This window comes from Acidobacteriota bacterium (assembly GCA_009861545.1).
Taxonomy (GTDB): Bacteria; Acidobacteriota; Vicinamibacteria; order Vicinamibacterales; family UBA8438; genus WTFV01.
Genome location: VXME01000050.1, coordinates 38,956 through 60,178, shown reverse-complemented (window position 1 = coordinate 60,178; position 21,223 = coordinate 38,956). Strand labels below are relative to the sequence as shown.

Annotated in this window: 17 protein-coding genes, 2 pseudogenes and 1 CRISPR repeat array; of the genes and pseudogenes, 2 read left to right on the top strand and 17 right to left on the bottom strand. The window is 65.4% G+C overall.

Going from position 1 to position 21,223, the window contains the following annotated elements:
• The 9 genes and pseudogenes from F4X11_07980 to F4X11_07940 form a co-directional block, all read right to left on the bottom strand.
• Positions 1–485: IS3 family transposase (locus tag F4X11_07980; protein ID MYN64950.1), on the bottom strand; the 485-nt coding region annotated here is incomplete at its 3' end.
• 48 nt (positions 486–533) lie between these two features.
• Positions 534–907 (bottom strand): annotated as a pseudogene (locus tag F4X11_07975) (transposase).
• A gap of 233 nt (positions 908–1,140) precedes the next feature.
• Positions 1,141–1,899 carry a hypothetical protein gene (locus tag F4X11_07970; GenBank protein MYN64949.1) on the bottom strand — a complete coding sequence of 253 codons (759 nt, stop codon included), beginning with the start codon at positions 1,897–1,899 and terminating at the stop codon, positions 1,141–1,143.
• Between the two features lie 250 nt (positions 1,900–2,149).
• Positions 2,150–3,007, bottom strand: a complete 858-nt coding sequence (locus F4X11_07965; GenBank protein ID MYN64948.1) for a hypothetical protein — start codon at positions 3,005–3,007, stop codon at positions 2,150–2,152.
• Positions 3,008–3,161: 154 nt separating this feature from the next.
• Entirely contained in the window at positions 3,162–4,127 is a 966-nt protein-coding gene (locus F4X11_07960) for an FRG domain-containing protein (GenBank protein MYN64947.1), read from the bottom strand.
• Positions 4,128–4,260: 133 nt separating this feature from the next.
• Entirely contained in the window at positions 4,261–5,307 is a 1,047-nt protein-coding gene (locus F4X11_07955) for a hypothetical protein (protein ID MYN64946.1), read from the bottom strand.
• Entirely contained in the window at positions 5,304–6,593 is a 1,290-nt protein-coding gene (locus F4X11_07950) for a DNA cytosine methyltransferase (protein MYN64945.1), read from the bottom strand. The genes F4X11_07955 and F4X11_07950 overlap by 4 nt, the downstream gene beginning before the upstream one ends.
• Positions 6,587–7,018, bottom strand: a complete 432-nt coding sequence (gene vsr / locus F4X11_07945; GenBank protein MYN64944.1) for a DNA mismatch endonuclease Vsr — start codon at positions 7,016–7,018, stop codon at positions 6,587–6,589. The genes F4X11_07950 and vsr overlap by 7 nt, the downstream gene beginning before the upstream one ends.
• Positions 7,015–7,206 carry a CopG family transcriptional regulator gene (locus F4X11_07940; GenBank protein ID MYN64943.1) on the bottom strand — a complete coding sequence of 64 codons (192 nt, stop codon included), beginning with the start codon at positions 7,204–7,206 and terminating at the stop codon, positions 7,015–7,017. Before F4X11_07940 ends, vsr begins: the two co-directional genes overlap by 4 nt.
• A gap of 135 nt (positions 7,207–7,341) precedes the next feature.
• Between F4X11_07940 and F4X11_07935 the strand changes: the two genes are divergently transcribed.
• Complete coding sequence (locus F4X11_07935) at positions 7,342–8,205, top strand: HlyD family efflux transporter periplasmic adaptor subunit (GenBank protein MYN64942.1); 864 nt, start codon at positions 7,342–7,344, stop codon at positions 8,203–8,205.
• A pseudogene (locus tag F4X11_07930) lies at positions 8,202–8,887 on the top strand (ABC transporter ATP-binding protein). Before F4X11_07935 ends, F4X11_07930 begins: the two are co-directional and overlap by 4 nt.
• A gap of 710 nt (positions 8,888–9,597) precedes the next feature.
• Here the strand turns inward: F4X11_07930 and F4X11_07925 are convergent.
• From F4X11_07925 to cas5c, 8 genes are all read right to left on the bottom strand, one after another.
• Positions 9,598–10,791, bottom strand: coding sequence for a sigma-54-dependent Fis family transcriptional regulator (locus tag F4X11_07925; GenBank protein MYN64941.1), 1,194 nt, complete (start codon positions 10,789–10,791; stop codon positions 9,598–9,600).
• A 108-nt stretch (positions 10,792–10,899) separates the two neighbouring features.
• The gene (locus F4X11_07920; protein MYN64940.1) at positions 10,900–12,606 is read right to left on the bottom strand and encodes a DUF1738 domain-containing protein; all 1,707 of its coding nucleotides are present in this window, start codon (positions 12,604–12,606) and stop codon (positions 10,900–10,902) included.
• A 330-nt stretch (positions 12,607–12,936) separates the two neighbouring features.
• A CRISPR array of direct repeats spans positions 12,937–15,644; the repeat unit is 33 nt; unit sequence GTTTCAACCCACGCCCCCCGCGCGGGGAGCGAC.
• Between the two features lie 183 nt (positions 15,645–15,827).
• Positions 15,828–16,118: a CRISPR-associated endonuclease Cas2 gene (gene cas2 / locus F4X11_07915; protein ID MYN64939.1), complete on the bottom strand. Its 291-nt coding sequence runs from the start codon at positions 16,116–16,118 to the stop codon at positions 15,828–15,830.
• A gap of 18 nt (positions 16,119–16,136) precedes the next feature.
• Complete coding sequence (gene cas1c / locus F4X11_07910; protein ID MYN64938.1) at positions 16,137–17,177, bottom strand: type I-C CRISPR-associated endonuclease Cas1; 1,041 nt, start codon at positions 17,175–17,177, stop codon at positions 16,137–16,139.
• Between the two features lie 9 nt (positions 17,178–17,186).
• Positions 17,187–17,789: a CRISPR-associated protein Cas4 gene (cas4, locus tag F4X11_07905; GenBank protein MYN64937.1), complete on the bottom strand. Its 603-nt coding sequence runs from the start codon at positions 17,787–17,789 to the stop codon at positions 17,187–17,189.
• 43 nt (positions 17,790–17,832) lie between these two features.
• Entirely contained in the window at positions 17,833–18,747 is a 915-nt protein-coding gene (cas7c, locus tag F4X11_07900) for a type I-C CRISPR-associated protein Cas7/Csd2 (protein ID MYN64936.1), read from the bottom strand.
• Positions 18,748–18,749: 2 nt separating this feature from the next.
• Complete coding sequence (gene cas8c / locus F4X11_07895) at positions 18,750–20,552, bottom strand: type I-C CRISPR-associated protein Cas8c/Csd1 (GenBank protein ID MYN64935.1); 1,803 nt, start codon at positions 20,550–20,552, stop codon at positions 18,750–18,752.
• The gene (gene cas5c / locus F4X11_07890) at positions 20,549–21,220 is read right to left on the bottom strand and encodes a type I-C CRISPR-associated protein Cas5 (protein ID MYN64934.1); all 672 of its coding nucleotides are present in this window, start codon (positions 21,218–21,220) and stop codon (positions 20,549–20,551) included. The genes cas8c and cas5c overlap by 4 nt, the downstream gene beginning before the upstream one ends.
• Positions 21,221–21,223: the final 3 nt, after the last annotated feature.

Here is a 21,223-nt window from a genome sequence, read left to right as displayed (position 1 = left end):
GCCATGGTGGCCGGAGTCACGTAATTCAGTCTCTGGAAAACCCGGTACGGTTCATACTGCGATCCGCGGTCCGTGTGGCAGATGCATCCGCACGGCGGTCGGCGCGACGCGCTGGCGGCCTCGAGTGCCGCCACCGCCCGTCGCGCGTCGATGGAGCCAGCGACCGCATAGCCGACCACACGGCGTGACCAGGCGTCCAGGATCAGCACGGCGGAGCAGAATCCGGACGCTACGGCGACGTAGGTGTAGGCCACGATATTGCTGGCGAGATTGGGGAACACCGGCAGCTCGAGGTCGCTGTCGGTGGCGGCGACAAACCGCCTGCGCCGTTCGGGTTGCTGATGGTGTTCGCGCATCAACCGTCGCACCTTCTTGCTGTTGACGACCATTCCGTCCTGGCGCAGCGCGGCGCCGACGCGCCGGTACCCGTCACGTCTCGAACTCGTCCCAGATGGTCGGCATGCCACGGACGATCTCGCTGTCATCGACCGCCACGCTCGGTGCGTCCTAGAAGGTCGAACGCGGGAGGCCCATCAGGACGCATCCTCGGGTGACGGACATACCCGGAGGCCGGCAACGATCGACGTAGGTGCGCTTCTCGACGACCGTGCGTCTTTCTGAGCCCTTTCTAGAAACTCGATCTCCAACGCCTCGCGGCCGACCAGCCGTTCCAGCCGCAGGTCTTCACTTCGTACCGCTGCCGAGGGTCCGCCGCCTGGAACTCGTCACTGAAGGCGCCTGCCCCGTACTTCGCCACCCAGACCCGAATGCGGTTCCGCGAAACATCGTGGCGTCGCGCCAAACGCCGAAGGGCTTCGCCGTCGAGTAACTCCTGAACTACCTAGCGTTTGAACCCAATGCTGTAGCTGCGGCGTTCGGGCCATAGGTCTTCCTCCGAATACCCCATCGCCTGTCAATCCTCCCAGCCGAAAGTGTCCACTTCAAGGGGCGCACTCTAATCGCCTGTCAATCTTTCCAGCCGAATGCCCACTTCAAGGGGCGCCCTCCAACCAAATGGAAGGTTTACGGTTGCCACCAACATCCACGTCTTGACCTTCCGCACCGCTTCCACAATACTGAGTAACTGAATCCCCGCAGGAGACGTTGACCAAGTTCTGGCGGCGCCGTGCGAGCGGTCCTTCACCGAATCTTGATTACCGGAAACTCGCCGGCGTAGAGATACCGCTCAAACGCCCAGACCACCGTCCTCACACCGTCGACAATTTGTTTCAAGGCCATCATTGCATTGTACTTTTCCAGCAATGCAACCTGGTGGTGGGTGCGCACTACGTACACCGTCACTCCATCTGATTGCGGGAACTGCCACCAGCCTTCGTACTTGCTCGCATTGGCTGTGCTGTCTACGACAACCTTGCTGCTGACGGAGTTCCGAAGCCTCAACAGGCCGCGATGCTTGGACTTGTTCGATGCTTCGCGTACAACTTGCAGGAACTCAAATCCGTGGTACGGCTGTAGCCCCTCGATGATACGCTTCTCGTCTTCCTTCAGATACTCCAAGCTCCTACGGCTGTCCCGTTTGAAGGACATCGGATCGTCGGCTATTATGAACGCCGGGGTCCTGCGGGTCAGTCTCTTGTGGTTCCGCTCGGACAAGTGAAAAACAACGTAGTCTAGAGCGCTTCTCAGATTCTCCGCCACCTGCCCGGCAAGAACGCGAGGTCGGCCCGACAGCTCTACTAGTTCCTTCGGGGTCAGGAGGCGCACTTCAGTCGTATCGGGCTCGTCCGGCGACTGCCGGATCATGCGCTGCCATTGCGAATGTACCGCCATGTCTATCTCGTCTAGGAATTCTCTGTACTCCTTGTCGGCGGCTGCGATCCTGTCCCACGAGTCGTGGAACTCCACAGGAGTCTTCGCGTCTCCGTCGTTATCCACCACCAGCCATCCTACACTACGACTCGCGACCACGTCGGCCATCTATTTCCCTGTCCATTCGTCCAACCACCCACTCTAGCCCCCACGCCTGGTCGGTCACGTCGCAACGGCGGCCTCTTGCCGACATTGACCCGTATGGCGTCGCGCAGGGCTCGACAAGAAGGGACTGACCGAACCGGAAAATTCTCAGCGACCCGCCGCGCCAACCATCGGCCGAAAAAACTATTCTTCCGAAAGAGGAGCACATCGACTCTCACCGGACCCGGTGCTCAGCTCGCGCCTTTCTTCTTGCAAAGACGTGCTTGTGCCTGAGTGTCGCAGCCCAATACTGAATCCCGCTATCCTTCGATCCTCTTGCACACCTCCGCAGCGCCGCACGTAGCACTCTATTGTCCTTTAGGTTCTCCCTGACTTCTAGTCGCGGGCGAACGGGTCCCCGATTCAACCACTCCGCTGCGTCCCAAGCCGGATCCCGTTTGCTCTCGGCCAGTATCGCCTTCCTTGCTTCTTCCTCGATGCGGTGGTTTATGTCCTTCGGGCGCCATCCAAATAAGAGCGACAATAGTGCACGTATAATCTCCATATAGACATGGCCGATCATTCCTCCGTCCGTGTTGTTAGCACCCTCGATACTTGCGTACCTAGTGGCCACAAATACTTCGGATTTGCCATGTTTCCGAAAATACTCCAAGATGTTCGTATTGTGTTTGATGGTTGTGACGCTTTCCAGATATTGGATAGTGCTGTCGAAACAACGCTCTAGTTCATTGAATGCCGCTGGGTTGTGTTGTTGAACATCCTCCAACAGTCGGTGTAGCTCGTGACTGCGAGAACGAACCCGTTTCTGTGTCAGGCCGCCGTCTAACAGAATCGCTTTTAGGCCCTTCTCGATTGCCTCGTGAGCATTCCTCGTATCCGCCCTTGTCTTAGCTCTTGAATATGCTAGGGAGAGTAGTCCAATCTGAAAGAGTCTATTAAAGAACTCCTCTTCAGTTTGTGCATCTAAGTGTGCTGCATCAGTCAAGCTGCTGTGTATATCGCGGGGAGGGCTGTCCAGTTCATCGAGGGCATACCTTAGGTCTGCCCATACGTCTTCCTTGTTTAGCGACACTACAATGCCTGCCTTTCAACGCACACCGAAGAGGCTATATGCCAATTGTAGCCTACTGTACGGGCCGCATGTTTCGCGGACCTGCTGGGCCTCTGCGTCCGTGTCGCCAACGACCGCCGAATCTCGCGTCCGTTGAAAACACTCAACCTCTGGACTACTCGTCCGCTGGCTCACGCAGAATCCTCATCACCTGTGGAGGGGGCGGCGGATGTCCTAATCGCGTCGCCTTCCCGATCGCTCTTGCAGCGCGCCGCCGGTCGTTACAGTGCAGGTACGCTAGCGCCAGTCGGTCCCACACGCCCCCAATCCAGTGCAGGTGTTCCGCAGCCTTGCGAAGCGACTCTATCGCTCGTTCCAGCATCTCTTGCCGGTCCGAGCCGGAATCCAATTGATTCTCGTACTCGACTAGCCACGACACTCCCGCGTGATAGTAATCCATGCCTTCCACATACCTCTTGCTCAGTCGTATGTATCCTTGAAGGTCGTTATACAACGTGGGTGTGGTAATAGGATTCGCCAAACCGCTGAGCTCTTCCAGGATTGCCTCCTTTTTGCGCCCTTCCACCTGGAATTGGCGCCATGGCGTGACGAGACCATCCGGCGGTCGGATAAACACGCTCTGCTGTGCCTCCACTCTATGAGACGGGGATTTCGCATCAAGGCGCCATGCCGCCCAATCGTGTTCCTGGACGACGATGATCCTGCCGTTCCGGTGCCACGTCTCCTCGCACGCAAAGTAGATCGCAACGTCGAGGCTCCTGGTAAAGTCAATAAGGTTGGTGTCAGCTCCCCAATGCTGGAGTTCGCACATCAATTCCACTTGACTCTCACTCATCTGTGTTGGGTCGTATCCACCTGACCACACATGGATGAATTGTTCACTGCGTCGCGGTTTTCTGGTTTTCCTTGCGTCCGGGTTGTCGTGTCTCTTGGCGATGTCTGTCAGTACGTCCTGGAGCTTGTTCAGGTCTTGTCCTTGGCGGCGCCACTGGCCACACTTGCGCCGCAGGGTTGACGACACTTCCGGGTAGTTCTGGCTCTCACCTCGGTAGAGCACGGGGCCTTTCGCAACCGTGACTGCGTCGTGGACTGTGCTCCGGAGTTTTTCCAACTCTCCCATCTTTGGGGATCCTAAGCGGGCGCGCCTGCGACCCTCGGCCTAGGCGGTCGGGACCGCTGACGGTGCCGTCACTGGCGTCTGGCGACGGCTAACGCGATTGTCCATGGATGGTGTGGGGGAGACGTGCGGCCCTCTACCGATGAAGCCGCGAGAGCCAGTCGCCAAGGCTCTCAACGCGCCCGCCACGTACGTGAGCAAGGGCCCGAGCGAACGAACGGCTTGGACGGTCCCCATAGACGGCCTTCAACGCGTCGGTGCTGACGTGTACTACATTGGTGAACAGTGGATTGCCTTCCCGCTGCCGCTCGGCTGCCGCAACCAACCGAGCCGGATCGAACTCGTTCGTGATGAGAACGTAATCGAACGACTGACCCGCCCGTTCGAGGTGAACGTAACTCGCGCAGTCGCTGACGAATTGCTCCTCGCGGTCGGCCCTGATTGACCACTTCGCCGTGATCAAGGAACGACGATCCTCGGGACCGCGCACGAGAGCCAGATCAACGATGCGAGGTTTCTCGCGGTCGCGCGGTTCGTAGAATCCGGGAATGTCGTGGAGCGGGCAGCGGGCTCGCACGAAGCGGAACGCCGACGCGGGCAGGAGACGGATGAGGACTGCCAGCACGTCCTCAAAGCCCTCACCAACGAGGTTCTTGCGCTTGTTCTCCAGACGCGTGTGCCGATGGATCCGCTCGGTTAGCGTCCGCACCGCATCTGGCGGAGGAGGCTCCTGCAACCAAGGTGCAAGAGCGTTCAGAATCAAGTTCTCGAGCTCTGGATCTCGTCCCGGCTCCGGCATGCCTGGCGTCCGCGCCCGCTGGCGCTTGGCCCGCTCTTGCTGCCTGGCTGACGCGCCGGAAGCGAGATCCCGCGACGCATGCCTAAAGAGCCAGTCAATCTCAGATCGCAGAGCCTCCGGTGCCGACCCGAGGGATGCCGACACCCAAGCGTGGAACCGCAAGGACCGCTCGTACCAGGCCCGGCCCGGCTGGGACTTGTCGCTTTCGTAGCAATGCGCCAACCCGGTTGTGCTGTCGATCCAAAGCAAGAGGCGGTAGACGTGCTTCCACGCAGTATCGGGGGCAATCGGTGCGATGCCAGCCAGGTACTCGCGAAGCAAACGGTCGCGATTGTCCGCACCGAACGCCCGCTTGACTGCCGCTCCGATGGTGTCGGCCGTCATACCGAGGCCCCGCGGTTCCGTGTCACAGGATCGGATGAGAGCAGGGTATGGAGCTGACGGGCGACTGCTAGGGCTAGCAGTGGGGGCACCGCGTTGCCGACCTGGCGGTACCGAGAATGGGCGGCGCCACCGGGGATTCGGCCTGGAATTGGACCGCGGCGCGGGTCTGTCAGGAACTTGAAATGGTCGGGAAACGACTGAATTCTCGCGAACTCGCGCACGGAGAGTGCACGCTCGGCATGCCAATGGTACGTGGAGTCCGCCTTCGTGTTGAGAGTCCAGGCCCAAAAGTCCGGATGCAGGCGGCGATACGCGTAGTAGTGGCGGCGGCCCAGCCGTCCGCTCCCGTTGTGGGGTCCCCACCTCTGTCCAGTCAGGTAGCGATCTCGAAGGCCATGAGGCAGGTCGAGATAGTTGCCACCCTCGGGGATGGCGGACAGCCGGAGAATCGTGTCCTCGTTGATTCGCGGAACGCTGACGTTGGACACGGCGCACGCGTTGCGCATGACTCGCTGGTAAGCGGACTCGGGGGGCGGGAGATCTTCGGCCGACAAATCGTCGGCACGGCGCCCGGATCGGAGGACGGCTAGGTCCGAAATAGCCTGGCGGGTCGTGACGATCGAGGCATCCCGGGTGTCCAGCAACCTTCGGAGAAACCGCCGTCCGTCGAGGCCGCTTGGCGTCGGCTGATAACCGACCGAGCCATTCTCGGTACGTGCCAGCAGCAGGTGTTGGGAAGCGCGGCTGCCGCTGAGGACTTCCGGGCATGCACCGAGCGAACTGCGAAGCCCTATGAACAGCAGCCGCTTGCGCGTCTGCGGCACGCCGAAATCACAGGCATCGACCTCCTGCACGGACACGCGGTACTTGCCGTCAAGAACGAGATCCTCCGCAATCCGTTCCTGTACGCGAAGCTGCGCGAGTCCCGGGACGTTCTCCATGGCGAACGCGCGTGGCTGGACGCGTTCGAGCAGCCAAAGGAACTCGCGGTAGAGCCGGTTTCGCGGGTCGTTGAGCGCGCGGTCGTGGTTGCGAACCTGCGAAAAGGCCTGGCAGGGAGGCCCGCCGACTACGACGTCGACAGCTCCGGCGGCGTCAACCACGCGCGACCGGATGGCCTCCTCGGTCAGATCACCGCAGACAGCCACCGCGTCCGGGAAGTTGTGCGCGTAGGTGGCGCAGGCATCGGGGTCAACATCCGTGCCGGCGGCGATGCGAAAGCCGGCTTGGCGAAAGCCCTCGGAAAAACCGCCGGCTCCGCAGAAAACGTCGAGTACGTTCAACACTGCGGATCGCTCCCGGCGCCTGGAGAGAGGATCTGCCGGGCAAGAACCCCGAGACGATCAGGACCGACCTCACATTCCCAGACGACGATGACACGCCAGCCGGCCTCTCGCAGTTGGCGCTGATGCGCCCTGTCTCTCTCCTGCGTCCGCTTCAGCTTGGGTTTCCAGTAGTCCGCGTTGCTCCCAGGGATGCGGCCGTCGCGGCATCCCGCGTGCTGGTGCCAGAAACACCCGTGGACGAAGACCGCCGTCGAGTGGCGCTTGAGCACAACGTCGGGCCGGCCCGGCAGGCCAGCAACGTTCTTTCTGAACCGAAGCCCGTGGCGATGGAGATACGATCGGACCTGCCGCTCCGGTGACGTCTCGGTGCTCCGGATCTGGCTCATCATGCGGCTGCGCGTTTGGGGCGAAACCGTATCGGTCATGGCTTCGGGCCAGTGGGTTCGGGGCGGTCGGGCATCACGAGCTGTTCGGGAACGGCGTGCTCATCCAGGAACGCCCTCAAGGCCCGGCCGACAAGCCAGCTCAGCGACCGGTCTTCTGTTCGCGCGAGGACACAGAGGCGCCTGTAGTCGTCGGCTTCGAGACTGATGGTCAGGCGATGCTGCTTCATCGGGCTTCACCAGTGTTGTGCAGCTTTCACCACGGCCAAGCATACACCACCATCGGCCGATCTTGAGTCGCTGAATCCCGGCGCTTCGGGAACGGAGTCTCGGCCCTATCGGGATCGCGTTGGACGACGCGGCGGGTGGAAGTGGAACGGGCGCTGCTGGAGCAACGTTCGGCGCTGGCTTCGACCGAGGCGCAGTTGACGTCGGCGCGGCTGCAGGCGGAGGCGGACCGCGAGCTGGCGAGCCAGGGGCTGGTGTCGACGATTCAGCTCCTGCAGTCGGAGGCGACGGAGCGGGAATACGACACGCGGCTGAAGCTGGAGCAGGAACGGCTGCAGATGGCGACCGAGACGGTGGACGAGCAGTTGGCGGTGGAGCAGGCGGAGGTAGACCGGCTGCGGACGCTGCACGAGCTGCGGTTGCAGCAAGTCGACGCGCTGCGTGTGCGCGCGGGGATCCACGGCGTCCTGCAGCAGGTTCCGCTCGACGAGGGGCAGCGGGTGACGACGGGGACGAACCTGGCGCGGGTGGGCGACCCGACGATGCTGAAGGCGGAGCTTCGGATTGCGGAGACGCAGGCCAAGGACGTTCAGATTGGGCAGCGGGCGCTGGTGGACACGCGGAACGGCGTGATACCGGGGCACGTGGCGCGCATCGACCCGGCGGTGGAGAACGGGGCGGTGACGGTGGACGTGGCGCTGGACGGGGAGCTGCCGCGGGGGGCGCGTCCCGACCTGACGGTGGACGGGACGATCGAGCTCGAGCGGCTGGAGGACGTGATCTTCGTCGGGCGTCCGGTGTTCGGCCAGGAGGACAGCGTGGTGAGCCTGTTCCGGATGCTGGCCGACGGGGCCCACGCGGCCCGGACCCCGGTCAGCCTGGGCCGCGCGTCGGTGAGCGCGATCGAGGTGCGCGATGGCCTGCAGCCGGGCGACCGCGTCGTGCTGTCGGACATGTCGGCCTGGGATCAGTTCGACCGCGTAAGGATTGAACGACGATGACCGGGAACGACCGGCAACCGTTGATTCGCCTCGAAGGGGTCTCGAAGGTCTTCTACACGGACGAGGTGGAGACGCACGCCCTCGACGGGGTGACGCTCGACATCCACCCGGGGGAGTATGTGGCGGTCTCCGGCCCGTCGGGGTGCGGCAAGTCGACGCTGCTGTCGCTCCTGGGTCTTCTGGACACGCCGACGGCGGGCGACTACACGCTGAACGGCCGCGGGGTGTCGCAACTGAGCCAGGCGGAGCGTGCGCGGACGCGGAACCGGAAGATCGGCTTCATCTTCCAGAGCTTCAACCTGATCGGCGACCTGACGGTGTATGAGAACGTGGAGCTTCCGCTGACGTATCGCGGGATGGCGCCGACGGAGCGGCGGGCTCCGGTGACGGCGGCGCTGGAGAAGGTGGAGATGGGCACCGGGCGAAGCACCTGCCGAGCCAGTTGTCGGGCGGCCAGCAGCAGCGGCTGGCGGTGGCGCGGGCGGTTGCTGGCCAGCCGTCGATCCTGCTGGCGGACGAGCCGACGGGCAATCTCGACTCGAAGAGCGGTGAGGCGGTAATGGAACTGCTGAAGACGCTGTACGACGAGGGCTCGACCATCTGCATGGTGACGCACGATCCGCGCTACGCTGGCCACGCCCGGCGCGAGATCCAGCTCTTCGACGGCAGGCTGGCCCGTTAGCAACCCGCGCGCCCGCCCGGGCGCGATCTCAATCAGCCCATGGAAGTGAGTCCACCTGCAGTTCGCTCGGAGCGCGGTCCTGCGGGTTCCTGCCGGGCGTTCGGCCACCACTGCGGGACAGACGGTTTCTAGCTCTAGCGATGGCCCCGACTGCCAGCCGTTCCTGATGGACGGAGTGCGTTTCTTGGCAACTCCTTCCCGGCCGCCACGACCCTTCGTCCGGTGCCGCTTGCGCCAACTGTGCGGCAGCGACCCGCCCCCTACGCCGGCAGTGTGCGGACCATGCCGGTCAACGCGGCGACCACCACGATCCGGCCCTCGTGGTACAAATGGCTGGGAACGAAACTCCGGAAACCCATCGCGCATGAAGAACCAGATCCCACCAAGCAGCCTCAATTTGCCAACGCCAGCGTGTGATTCAGTCAACGCTCCTCTGTCACTGCCCGAATCACATCCTGCCGGGCCGGTCGGCGCCCCGTTAGGGCCCGTGTTTGCGGGACGGATGCGCGTCTCGGCAGGAAGCGGGCGGACCCTATTGCGCCGCCCGTAATGCCGGGAGCGACCCCCCGAAAACCCGCGGTTTGGCGGCGTAATGGGTGTTCCCGAATCACACCCATCGCGGGGGGTCGCTCCCGGCAAATTGTTCCTTCCTGGAAGGGTCTCGGCGCCGCAGTTCGTGCGACGCACCGGCCGCGCCGGACGGGCGCCTGCTACCGCGAGGGTATCTGGGCCGAGTGGTCCCGGCCCGGATTGAAGCGGTCGACCTGCAGCCGCGCCATCACCTTCGAGAGGCCCTGCCGGGTGACGCCCAGCTCGCCCGCGGCGCGGGCGACCGTGCCGTGCCGGCCCAGCGCGTCGCGCACCATCGCGCGTTCGAGATCCTCGCGGGCCTCGGCCAGCGTCGGCCGCCGTTCGGCGGCGACCGCTCGCCGGAAGGCGGACGGGAGGGCGTCGGGGCCGACGGGGCCGTAGCGCGGCCCCGTGACGGTGAGGTTGGCGAGGACGTTCTGCAGCTCGCGGACGTTGCCGGGCCACGGGTGCGCCGCCAGGGCCGCCACCGTCTCCCGCGCCAGCGTCGCGCGGCTGCCGGCCGCCGACGCGATGTCCTTCCAGTAGTGGTCGGTGAGCCGGGCCACGTCCGGCCCGCGCTCGCGCAGCGGAGGCGCGGTCAGCCCGACGACGCCGAGGCGGTAGAGCAGGTCCTTTCGGAAGCGGCCCGCCGCCGCCTCGGCGTCGAGCGGGCGGTTCGTCGCGGCGACGACGCGCAGGTCGAGCCGCCGGGTGCGGTTCTCGCCGAGCCTCCGGATCTCGCCGTCCTGGAGCACGCGCAGCAGCTTGGCCTGGGCGCGCGCCGTCAGCTCGGCCACCTCGTCGAGGAAGACGGTGCCCCCGGAGGCCAGCTCCAGCAGCCCCTTGCGCTCGTGCGCCGCACCCGTGAACGCCCCCCTGGCGTGGCCGAACAGCTCCGACTCGAACAGCTCGTCGCCGAGCACCGCGCAGTTGACCGGCACGAACACCGCCCCGCGGCGGGACCCCTCCTCGTGGATCGCCCGGGCGATCAGCTCCTTGCCCGTGCCCGACTCGCCGTCGATCACGACGGGGAACGGCGCGGCGGCGACCCGCGGGATCTGCGTCTTCAGCTCCCGCATCGGCCCGCTCTCGCCGATGAGCCGCGCCACGCCGCGCGGCGCGGCGGCGCGCAGTCCGTCGCGCCACATCATTCGGCGTCCGGATAGAGCTCGTCGAGCTCGGCGGCGTTTAGGTACCGGCCCTCGGCCGGCGGCCAGGGGGCGTCGGCGGCGACGGCGACCACCATGCGGTCGGAGTACCCCCGCCGCCGGTAGTCCTCCAGGCACCGTCCGGCTTCCCGGACCGTCGCGTGCCGGTGCCCGCAGCATCCGCATGCCGGGCCGAGGGTCGTGTAGACGTCCGGCCGTTTCGTCATCGCGCTACCTCCCGTGTCGTTCGCTGGTTCGTTCAGGGGTGGAGCAAACTGCGTGCCAACGGCTCCGTCAGCGGCTCGGCCCCGCGTCGCGATCGCGGTCTCCGGCCGCCGCCGCCCGCGGCGAGCGTTCCGGGGCGCCGGCGCTGCCGGGTGGCGGGCAGTAACGGAGGGCGGCCTGCTGGTCCTCGCCGATGGCCGTCACCTCCCTGACGTAGTCCACGCCCAGCCGGCGGCCGGCGGCGTCGGCCCGGCTGGCCCCGCGGAGGCGGTCGTCGAATCCCCGCACGTACGCCCTCGCCGCCGCGTCCGACCGCAGGTACTCCGCTCCGTCTCCCGGCCCGTGCTCGGCCGGGCCGCAGCGGGGCCAGCCGGGCGTCTTGTCGCGGCCTTCGGCGGCGTCGCCGTACCCGCGGTCGTAGCCCGCGGCGCCGATCTCCCGGAGCGCCGTCTTCAGCTCCGCCTCGACGCGCAGGATCGCGTCCCGCGAGACCCGGCTCTCGCCCTTCCAGACGGCCTCGTCGTCGATGCCGCGCTGATGGTCGTGCATGCCCCGCAGGTACGCGTCCACGTGCACCCGCTCCAGCACGAACCGGATCTCCTTCCCGGCCGCGGCCGGGAAGTGCACGCGCGCGCTCTGGTGGGGATCGGTGTCCAGGCGGTCCATCGACGCCTCGTACCCCGCCCGGTATCCCGCCAAGCCCATGTCCCGGAGAACGCCCTTCAACTCCTCGGACATGGCCGCCGCGCCGGGCGTCGCGGCGCCGGCGTTCATCGCCGCCGCCGGGCGGTCGGGGACCTGCAGCGCGGAGACGTGCTCCTCCCGCGCCGCGCCACCCACCTCCGGAGCCGGCGGCGGCCGTTCCGGCTCGCGCTCCTGCGTCCGGCCTTCGTCGCCGGCCGGCCGCTCGTGCTCGGCCTTCTCGTCGCCCAGGCTCCGCTCGCGCTCGCGGGAGAGCAGCCAGTCCGACATCCGCTGCGCGTCGACCGCGGCGGCCCGGATCTCCTTCGGGTCGTTCTCCAGCGCCTTGATCCAGGAGCTGACGTACGCCGTGCCGTGCCGCGGCTCGTGCCCCACGCCGAGCTGCTCGCCGGTCATCATCGCGGCGATCTCCGCCCGCAGCTCCTCGCGGGCGTAGGCCTCGGTGCCGAAGCCCCCGTGCTCGACCAGCGTCGGCCGGTTCAGCCGGCCCGGATGCCCCGTGGCGTGCCCCAGCTCGTGCAGCGCCGTGTGCGTGTAGGCGTCCTGCGACGGGAACTGGGTGCGCTCGGGCAGCACCACGCGGTCGTCCTTCAGGCTGTAGTAGGCCCTATCGCCGGCCACGTGGTCGAGCCGGACGCCGCTCGCCTTGATCAGCGCCTCCGCCCGCTCGTGGCCCTCCCACTCCGCCGGCGCCGTCTGGAACGATCGCAGCCGCAGCCCCTCGGTCTGCTCGACGTTGAAGACGTAGTGGAGCTTGACGAGCGGCCGGTCCCGCTGGACCCACTCCAGCTTCGGCCGCCCCTCCTCGTCCCGGACGGGGTTGCCCTGCTCGTCGCGGACCGTCTGCCGCTGCCGGAAGTCGACGTACATGATGGGCGTGCCCTTCTCCCCCTTGCGGACGTGCCCGCCGGCCGCCTGGATCTGGCGGTAGCCTCCCCAGCGCGGGTCGGCGTAGCCGCGCTCCAGCGCGTGCATGGCGAGGTACACGGCGTTGCCGCCGCGGTAGTCGCGCCCGCTGGCGAAGTTGTGCGGCAGGATCCGCTCGCCCGGCTTCCACGGTTTCCGACCGCCTATTCTCTTAAGATGTTGATAGTAATAACTTTATATAGGGTTATGGTGGCCGTTCCCCCCGCCTCATCCCTCGTTCTGAGATGGACTCATACGCTCCCTGGGCAACATCTACGGCCGGCTCTAGACCTGCGTCGTTGTAGTGCTCGTCGCGCGATGGCAGTCGCCGCCGCGTGTGAGGGGGCACCTCTAGACGTAAGTCTCATGGTGCTCCCCTGGATCCTCCGACACACGCCCCGGAGCCGGATCCGGAGGCGCGGCTACGGCTCTCTTGACCCACGCCCCCCACACAGGGAGCGACGATCCAGCAAGCGATGTACTCCGCCGGCAACTCGTTTCAACCCACGCCTCCCCCGCGCCGGCAGCGACGTGGTGCCGTTCTACTGCCCCGACCACCCCATGTGGTTTCAACCCACGCCCCCCGCATAGGGAGCGACCGTGTGCTTCGGGGAAGCCCATGAGCCAGCGGGTGTTTCAACCCACGCCCCCCCGGCGCCGGGAGAGACGACGTGTTCGATCATGCGCTCCTTCTCGGTAACGCTCAACCCACGCCCCCCGCACAGGGAGCGACTGGCGACCGATCCGGACCCGACGTTCTGCGACGTGTTTCAACCCACGCCCCCGCGAGGGGAGCGACGTCGGCCATCACGAACACGCCCTGCTTCTGGTTGTTTCAACCCACGCCTCCCCCGAGGGGAGCGACTCGGCATCGGACGCCCGCTCTTGCACTGGTAGACGTTTCAACCCACGCCCCCCGCGAGGGAAGCGACATCCTCGGTCAGCACGTCGACGAACGGGAACTCGATGTTTCAACCCACGCCCCCCGCGCGGGGAGCGACGATGGCAGAGTCGCGGGTGGTACCCGACAGGTCGTTTCAACCCACGCCCCCCGCGCGGGGAGCGACGTCGCTGTGGACGCCGGACGCTGACGGCAACGCGTTTCAACCCACGCCCCCCGCGCGGGGAGCGACACCAAGACGAGCAGCGCGCTCCTGAGCTCGAGCAGTTTCAACCCACGCCCCCCGCGCGGGGAGCGACCTGACTACGACCCACTCGCTCAGCGGGCCGCTGTCGTTTCAACCCACGCCCCCCGCGCGGGGAGCGACGCGGGCAAAGGAACCGGCGATAAAGGGGTTCCAGTTTCAACCCACGCCCCCCGCGCGGGGAGCGACGCCTGCCGCCAGGAGGCAGGAAGATGGTGTGACGGTGTTTCAACCCACGCCCCCCGCGCGGGGAGCGACTCCGGGACGGACCCGAAAAGGCCCTCGAACGGGTTGTTTCAACCCACGCCCCCCGCGCGGGGAGCGACTCGACAAGTGTGAGCAAGCCTCAGCGGAACTCCAGTTTCAACCCACGCCCCCCGCGCGGGGAGCGACATCCTTTACGGAACCCACTACTGGATCCCTTGGGGTTTCAACCCACGCCCCCCGCGCGGGGAGCGACTCGCGTGGCGGTTCCTGTGCGCGACGGCGTCCGCCCGTTTCAACCCACGCCCCCCGCGCGGGGAGCGACACACGCCGACCGCTCCCCATGCGCGGGCGGACTCAGTTTCAACCCACGCCCCCCGCGCGGGGAGCGACTCCGCCGACTCTACGTCCTACGGGGGACCCTGGCCGTTTCAACCCACGCCCCCCGCGCGGGGAGCGACTCCAGCGGGCGGCCGAATCCGCCGAGCCGGTCCTGTTTCAACCCACGCCCCCCGCGCGGGGAGCGACTCGAGCGCGCGAAGAAGTACGCTGCCACGATCCCGTTTCAACCCACGCCCCCCGCGCGGGGAGCGACGTGGTTCACGATGGGGTCGGGCACGATCTGACGTTTCAACCCACGCCCCCCGCGCGGGGAGCGACTTGCGGCGTAGCACCTGGATCGAGGCGAGCAGGCCGTCGTTTCAACCCACGCCCCCCGCGCGGGGAGCGACATCCCCAGTACGAGCAGATGTGGGAGGTCGAGTGGTTTCAACCCACGCCCCCCGCGCGGGGAGCGACTCCGGACGAGGGCGACTCGACGCGGCGCAACAAGGTTTCAACCCACGCCCCCCGCGCGGGGAGCGACGGCGGCGTAACGGTGACGGCGGCCGATCACGGGTTTCAACCCACGCCCCCCGCGCGGGGAGCGACGGCAAATACGGGGCACCTTCGCCGGAAAAGGCGTTTCAACCCACGCCCCCCGCGCGGGGAGCGACTCGGATCTGGCGCGTCGTCTCGGTTCGAGGGCGTTTCAACCCACGCCCCGCGCGCGGGGAGCGACTTCGGCAGAAGACGTCTCGGACGGTTCCTCGTGTGTTTCAACCCACGCCCCGCGCGCGGGGAGCGACTCAGGCGGTTTCCGCCGTTACTGGTGCGATTCGGTTTCAACCCACGCCCCGCGCGCGGGGAGCGACGCGTGCGCCGGACCGTCTACGCTGATCCTGTTGTGTTTCAACCCACGCCCCGCGCGCGGGGAGCGACCTCACGTACTTCGCGAGATACCGACATGTAGCCTGTTTCAACCCACGCCCCGCGCGCGGGGAGCGACATCCACGAACACGATCCGGTCCGCCGGCGTCTGTTTCAACCCACGCCCCGCGCGCGGGGAGCGACACACGTCAGCGTTGCCGCCGACGTGGGCGCTACGTTTCAACCCACGCCCCGCGCGCGGGGAGCGACTTCTGCATTGTGCCAGGCGCATCCGGTTTTGAGGTTTCAACCCACGCCCCGCGCGCGGGGAGCGACAGACCATCGGTTCGCTGCTGCAGTCGTTTGTGTCGTTTCAACCCACGCCCCGCGCGCGGGGAGCGACTCGCTGATGACCTTGTCCAGCTTCGCCTTGTCCAAGTTTCAACCCACGCCCCGCGCGCGGGGAGCGACGATGATCAACGCGACATACACCTGGTTGTGCTGGTTTCAACCCACGCCCCGCGCGCGGGGAGCGACCTCGCGGATGACGCCTCGGGTCAGTAGTTCGGTTTCAACCCACGCCCCGCGCGCGGGGAGCGACTGCCTGAGGTGGTTGATGCGAAATAGGTATTCGTTGTTTCAACCCACGCCCCGCGCGCGGGGAGCGACTCCATCACCGTAACTCTTTCCCGTACAACGCTTAGGCGTGAGGTTCTCGCGAACCGTCGAGGCTGATCAATCTCGCGTCGTGTGTTCCCCGCATCGCGGCGACATTTATGCCTCTCAGGACTGGGTTTTTCGCAGTGCGCGAACTTCCCTGCGACACCATGTTCACTTCAGGTTCGCACGCCTTCAAAACACGAGCGGGCCCCTAGGATCGTACGAGTCCTTTGCGCCTACATGCTCCACTCGCGATCGCCAGTTGACACCGAGCCGGTAGAAGCGAAGGCTGTCCGCTTTCGTATCGATCTCGGCGATGAGTTGAGAGCGCAACGCTACCCATTGCGCCGCATCGACGTCACATTCGAATACCGAGTACTGCACGCGCTGGCCGAAGTTCTGGCACAGTCGCGCGACACGTCGCAGACGGCGACGCCCGGCTGCGTCATCGGTTGCGACATCGTAGGTCACGAGCATCAGCACGAATGCACCCCATTGCCCCTATCGCCAAAGGAACGGGGCGTACCCGTCCAAGTCCCCGCGCAGATGTCTGGCCAGCAGCGTCGCTTGTATGAACGGCACGAGACCGAGGGTCGTCTTCTCCTTTAGAAACGGATGGCCGAGTTCGTCCTTCTTGCGTTCCTGATAGGCGACGAGTACGGTCTTCCGCGCGTCGTCACGCATCGTGACTGCCCCGCTCACACCGGTCTCGAAGTCGCGCCCCTGCAGTTGCCGTCGGTTGATGAGTGACAGGGCGATTCGATCCGCGAGAACGGGACGCAATTCCTCCATAAGGTCCAGTGCGAGGCTCGGCCGCCCTGGGCGCTCACGGTGGAGGTATCCTACCGCTGGGTCGAGGCCCACCGTCTCGAGAGCTGATCGGCAATCGTGCACCAGGAGCGTGTAGAGGAAGGACAACAGAGCGTTCGCCGGGTCGAGCGGCGGCCGGCGCGAGCGCCCGCCGAAGGCGAATTGCGGCCCGTCCGCTCGCATCAGATCGCCGAACACCGCGTAGTAGTGCCGGGCGGCTTCACCCTCGATGCCGCGTATCGTGTCTGTGCTGGCCGCGCGACCGACGCGTCGCGCCGCATCGGACAGGCGGCGTTCACAGGCGCCGAGTCGATCTCGAGCCTTCGCTGTCGTGCTCTGACCGTGGTCGCGTAGCGCTCGACGTACCACTGTGCGTTGGTTCAGCAGTTTCCCGGTCACCAGCTGGCCCGCGAGTCGGGCTGTCCTGTCGGCGTCGTCCGTCGTGCGGTACTGCGCCCTGCGCAGCAGCACGTTTCCGGATACCGGACCCTCAACACGGGCGAGAAACCGACCGTTACGGCCGAGGATTGACATGCAGACGCCGCGCGCTGCGCAGTGACCCATCAGCGCCGGTGTCACGCCTACGGCTCCAAAGCAGACGATCCCTCCGAGCAGATGGACGGGTAGCCGCCCCCGTTCCTTACCGTCCACCTCGATGACGACGTTCTCCCCGTCCTTTCGCAACCACGCGTTTTCCGTGGTCACGTACAGGGTGTTTAGGTGGCGGCGCATGCGCGGCGGTCAGGCGTCGATCGCGCTCGCGAGCCACTGGGCGACGGTACCCGCGCCACGCGGCTGTCGCGGTTGGCACAGGTCCTGCAACGAACATGCATCGCATTTCCTTGCCTCGTACTCGGGAATTGGCGTCCGGCCGCCGCCGAGGAGCCTTCGTGTATCGGCCGCTATTCGCTCTGTTAGAGCCCGTAGGTCGATGTCGAGCTTGACGACGTGTCGTCGTCGGTTGCGCCCATAGAACAGTGCCCCCTCCGGTACTCGCACACCCAGCATTTCCTCTAGGCACATGGCCTGAGCGCAGAGTTGCACTTCGTCCGCGCGGTGGGCCTTCGGGCGTCCACGCTTGTACTCGACCGGGTACAGCGAGCCGTCAGCCCGGATCTCGACGACATCGGCGACGCCGGCAACGCCGAGGCGCAGTGACCGCAGTGTGACACTCCGTGCGATTCGCACGCCGCTGCGCGCTTCGTGGCCTCCGCCGTGCGCGCGGCCATGCATTACGCGCCCTTCGGCCGTCAAGCGGTTCTCCGCCCACTGTTGTTCGACATGGATGAGCGCGCACTGCCGCGGACAGTAGAGCATGTGCTGAAGCGCCGAGAGCGGCACCAACTCGTCCTCGGGAACCTCGCTCGCCGCGTCTTCAGTCGCCAGTTCAGCACCTATCAATGATCTCGATCCCTGCCGGCAAGCCCGTTGCGTCCACGTGAACGGCATAGTCGGCGTAGGCTCGGGCGGGAGGCAGTTCTGGATCTCCAAGTTCGCGCTCCTCGCGCTGGGAACGGCGCTTGATCGAGACTCGCTCGAAAAGCCGGTGCGCGGGCGCACTGCCAAGTGCGTTCGCGTGCTTGAATACGATCAGCCGGCGCGCGGTCATCTCGCCTCGCGCTGCCGACCGGTCGTGGTCGAACATCTGCACGAGCGCCGTCCACAGCAGCTCCAAGTCTTCCTCGGAGAATCCCGTGCCCTTCCCGGCTGCCCCGGCAAGATATGCCGACACGTAACCGTGGCCACGGTAGAGGCCGTAGGGCACAACGTGCTTCCGGCCCATTTCCCCCTCTTCCTTGTCAACATCCGTAACCCGGGTGATCGCTTGCTCAAGAGGGAGGATGGGCTCCACAGACCGTGCGAAAGTCAGCTGCGCAGGGCCTCGGATCTGGCCGGCGTTGGGACCCGTTGATAGCACCGCGCCGAACGTTCGAATGTCAAAGTACTTGGCGCAGAGCCAACCTTGCAGCACACCGATGTCGCTCTGCGACCGCGCCTTTGCCGCACGTGTGTCCCAACCACCGCTCGCCTTACGATGATCGGGTTGATCATTCTCCTCGCACGCTTCAGCGATTAGGGGGTTGAGTGGTCGTCTCTCCTGGACAAATATCTCACAGTTCTCCTTGCCGAGGAGCTGAACGTAGTTGCGTACCTTCCTCTTCAAACACACGTCCGAGACCAGTCCTTCGTTGGTTTCTGGATCGAGACGCGGAAGATTCCCCGCGTCCGGGTCGCCATTGGGATTACCGTTGGCCACATCGAACAGATAGACGAAGTCGTAACGGTTGGTGATCACGCTCATTGTCATTCCTCGTCCTGAATCGCCGAACGTGATTCAGTGTTGCCGACCTGCGGATCGGCTGAGCCCTTATGGTCCGTGCTTCCCTTGGTCGCTCGCTGATGATGGTACCCGATGGCGAATCGACCTTGATCCGCAAGCCGCAGGCTACGCGGGAACTCCGTCTGGATGCCGGCCAGAATCTCATCGATCTCGCGCTCATACCAATGCGCGAGCCCCCCTTTATCTCCCTTGCGAAGTGATGCCAAATGACTCGTGGAGCCACGTTCAAGCAGAGGGAAGACGGATGCCGGCGCTGCCGACGCGGCACCGAAGTACCGATCCTTAATGGTCGCGTTGACCTTGCCGAGAGCGGCACGCTGGACGCTCTCGTAGACAGCGAACAGCCGGCCGAGTCGGTAAGCGGTGTTGGTTTCACTGCGGTTCAGGCTCACGGGTACGTCCTCCTGTTCGAAGCCCAGCCGATGGTCACGCGCAAGACATGCCTTGCAGATTGCGGCTCGGCTTCCGGTTACATCTTTGTCCGCGCGCATCCGTGCGACGATGGCTGCGAACAATGACTGCGGGTACCGCCCGCCGTGGAGGATTGCTCGCATCAACGCCCCGGTGAGTGTTGGCGGGATGTTCTGACCCTTGTGTTGTACCGCCGTCTCGGAGAGCAGGCGCCAAGCGGCCGGCGCTGTCCGCCACGGCGTGGGCTCCAGACGCAGATCGCTCCAGTGTTCCGAGATTCTGCGCGCGATTGCACCGATCGTGTCTTCGCACCAGAACCGTACGGATATTCGCCCAGCGTTGGGCGCCAGCCCGAGTACGTAGAAACGCGTGTTTGGGTCCAGATTGGGGTCGACTTCCTCCAGCTCTAGTGGTTGCCCCTTTGCGACCGCTGCCAGCCTAATGGCGACCTGACTAGTCTCTTCCGCATCTGTGGGCGGCTCCAGCAGCTTCGCGATCAGGTCTTCCGCTCTCGCGGCTTCCGTCCGCGCCGCCTCTGCCCAGAATACGGCCGTCGTATCGGCAATCCGGATGTGCTGGCGGCTGTTGCGTTCCAACAACGTGTTGAGCGCGGTCGTGTACGCGGAGGCTGCCCGTTCTGACACTGGTGCGTTTGCGCCCTGTTTCTTTCCGTAGGACTCGAACGCTTGCTCGTTGAACGAGACGATATCCCCGCCTCCCGGTTGGCCACCGGCGACTCCCTTAATGCGCGGGTGCAGGCGGGCTATGGCTGCATGCGCTCCCGTCACGAGGCACAGCCCGCGCGAACCGGTCGCCCCGCCGACGTGCTCCAACCAGATCTGCCTGATTGCGTCTCGTTCATGGAGGTACTTCCCCTCTCCGTCGAGACGAAACACGATGTTCGTGCCCAGCATGTCAGCCTTGTGGCGAAGGCTCTCGTAGTCCGCCACCCGCCATGTGTCGAGAAAATGCAGCAGCGCCTGGGCGCCCGCATCGTTGCACTCCTCGAGCATCTCTCGGTGATGGTCTTTGAATGCGGCGTGCCGTCTCTCCGTAGGGATCGCTCTGTTCGTCTCTCTATCGCGTGTCACGCCCAACGTGTACGCCGTGTTGTCCCAGAGGAAGTTGGGGGGCGGCTGGGTTCCGGACCGCTTCTCGGGCCGGGGTACATCGAGGCGCTGCGGTCGCGGCTTCTTTCCGGACGGGTCGCGGAGATCCACGACGTCCCATTCGGCGCCGCCGTTGACCAAAACAACTGCGAAGAAGATGTTCTCCCTTGAAAACCCGAAGGTCGGGGCTGTTCCATCCGATCCGAGCCGGTCGCCAAGGCGTACCAAGGCCCGCAGAATGCTCATGCTCGCACGTCTTCGGCGTCTGGCGCCGGCACCTCGATGACGCCCTCCCGCATCGCCGCCCGGAAGAACCGTGGTGTCATACCCTCGTCGTGGTCAATGTCATGCAGCATCCAACCGAGATCGCGGTCGCGTTCGGATGGCGATAGGTTCGACGGTGGCATGGCTTCGTTCACGAGCGCGAAGTCAGCGGCGAACTCGCGGGTGCCGAGATAGGGTCGGTGGAAGCATTGCCCCTTGGCGGCACGGCGCCTGAAGATGCTCAAGTGCTTCGCCTCGTTGTCGTCGGCGCCCGCGCTGTCGGTCAATACGAAATGCGCTTCGATCACGTAGGCCACGTCGCGCAGCAAGGTGGTAGCCCGTTGTTGCCGCTCGGTCTCGATCAGCGTGTGGAGGCCCTCGGTTGTACCGGCGTTCATTGCTCGCGTGACGTTGCGGGCCGGGATCTTACCGGCCAGTTCGTTCCGGCGTACGTTCTCGAAGCGGATCGGGTTGAGGACGTGGAGACGGTCGATAACCCACCGGATCGCCGGCTTCCAGTGGATCGCTTCCAGGATCCCACGCGCGGCGGAGGGTGTGATCGTGTCGTAGGACACGCGTTCGACCTTCATCTCCGGGCGCGTGAAGCAGGCGTACTCGCCCCACACGTGCAGCTTTACTCCGTACGCCATTTC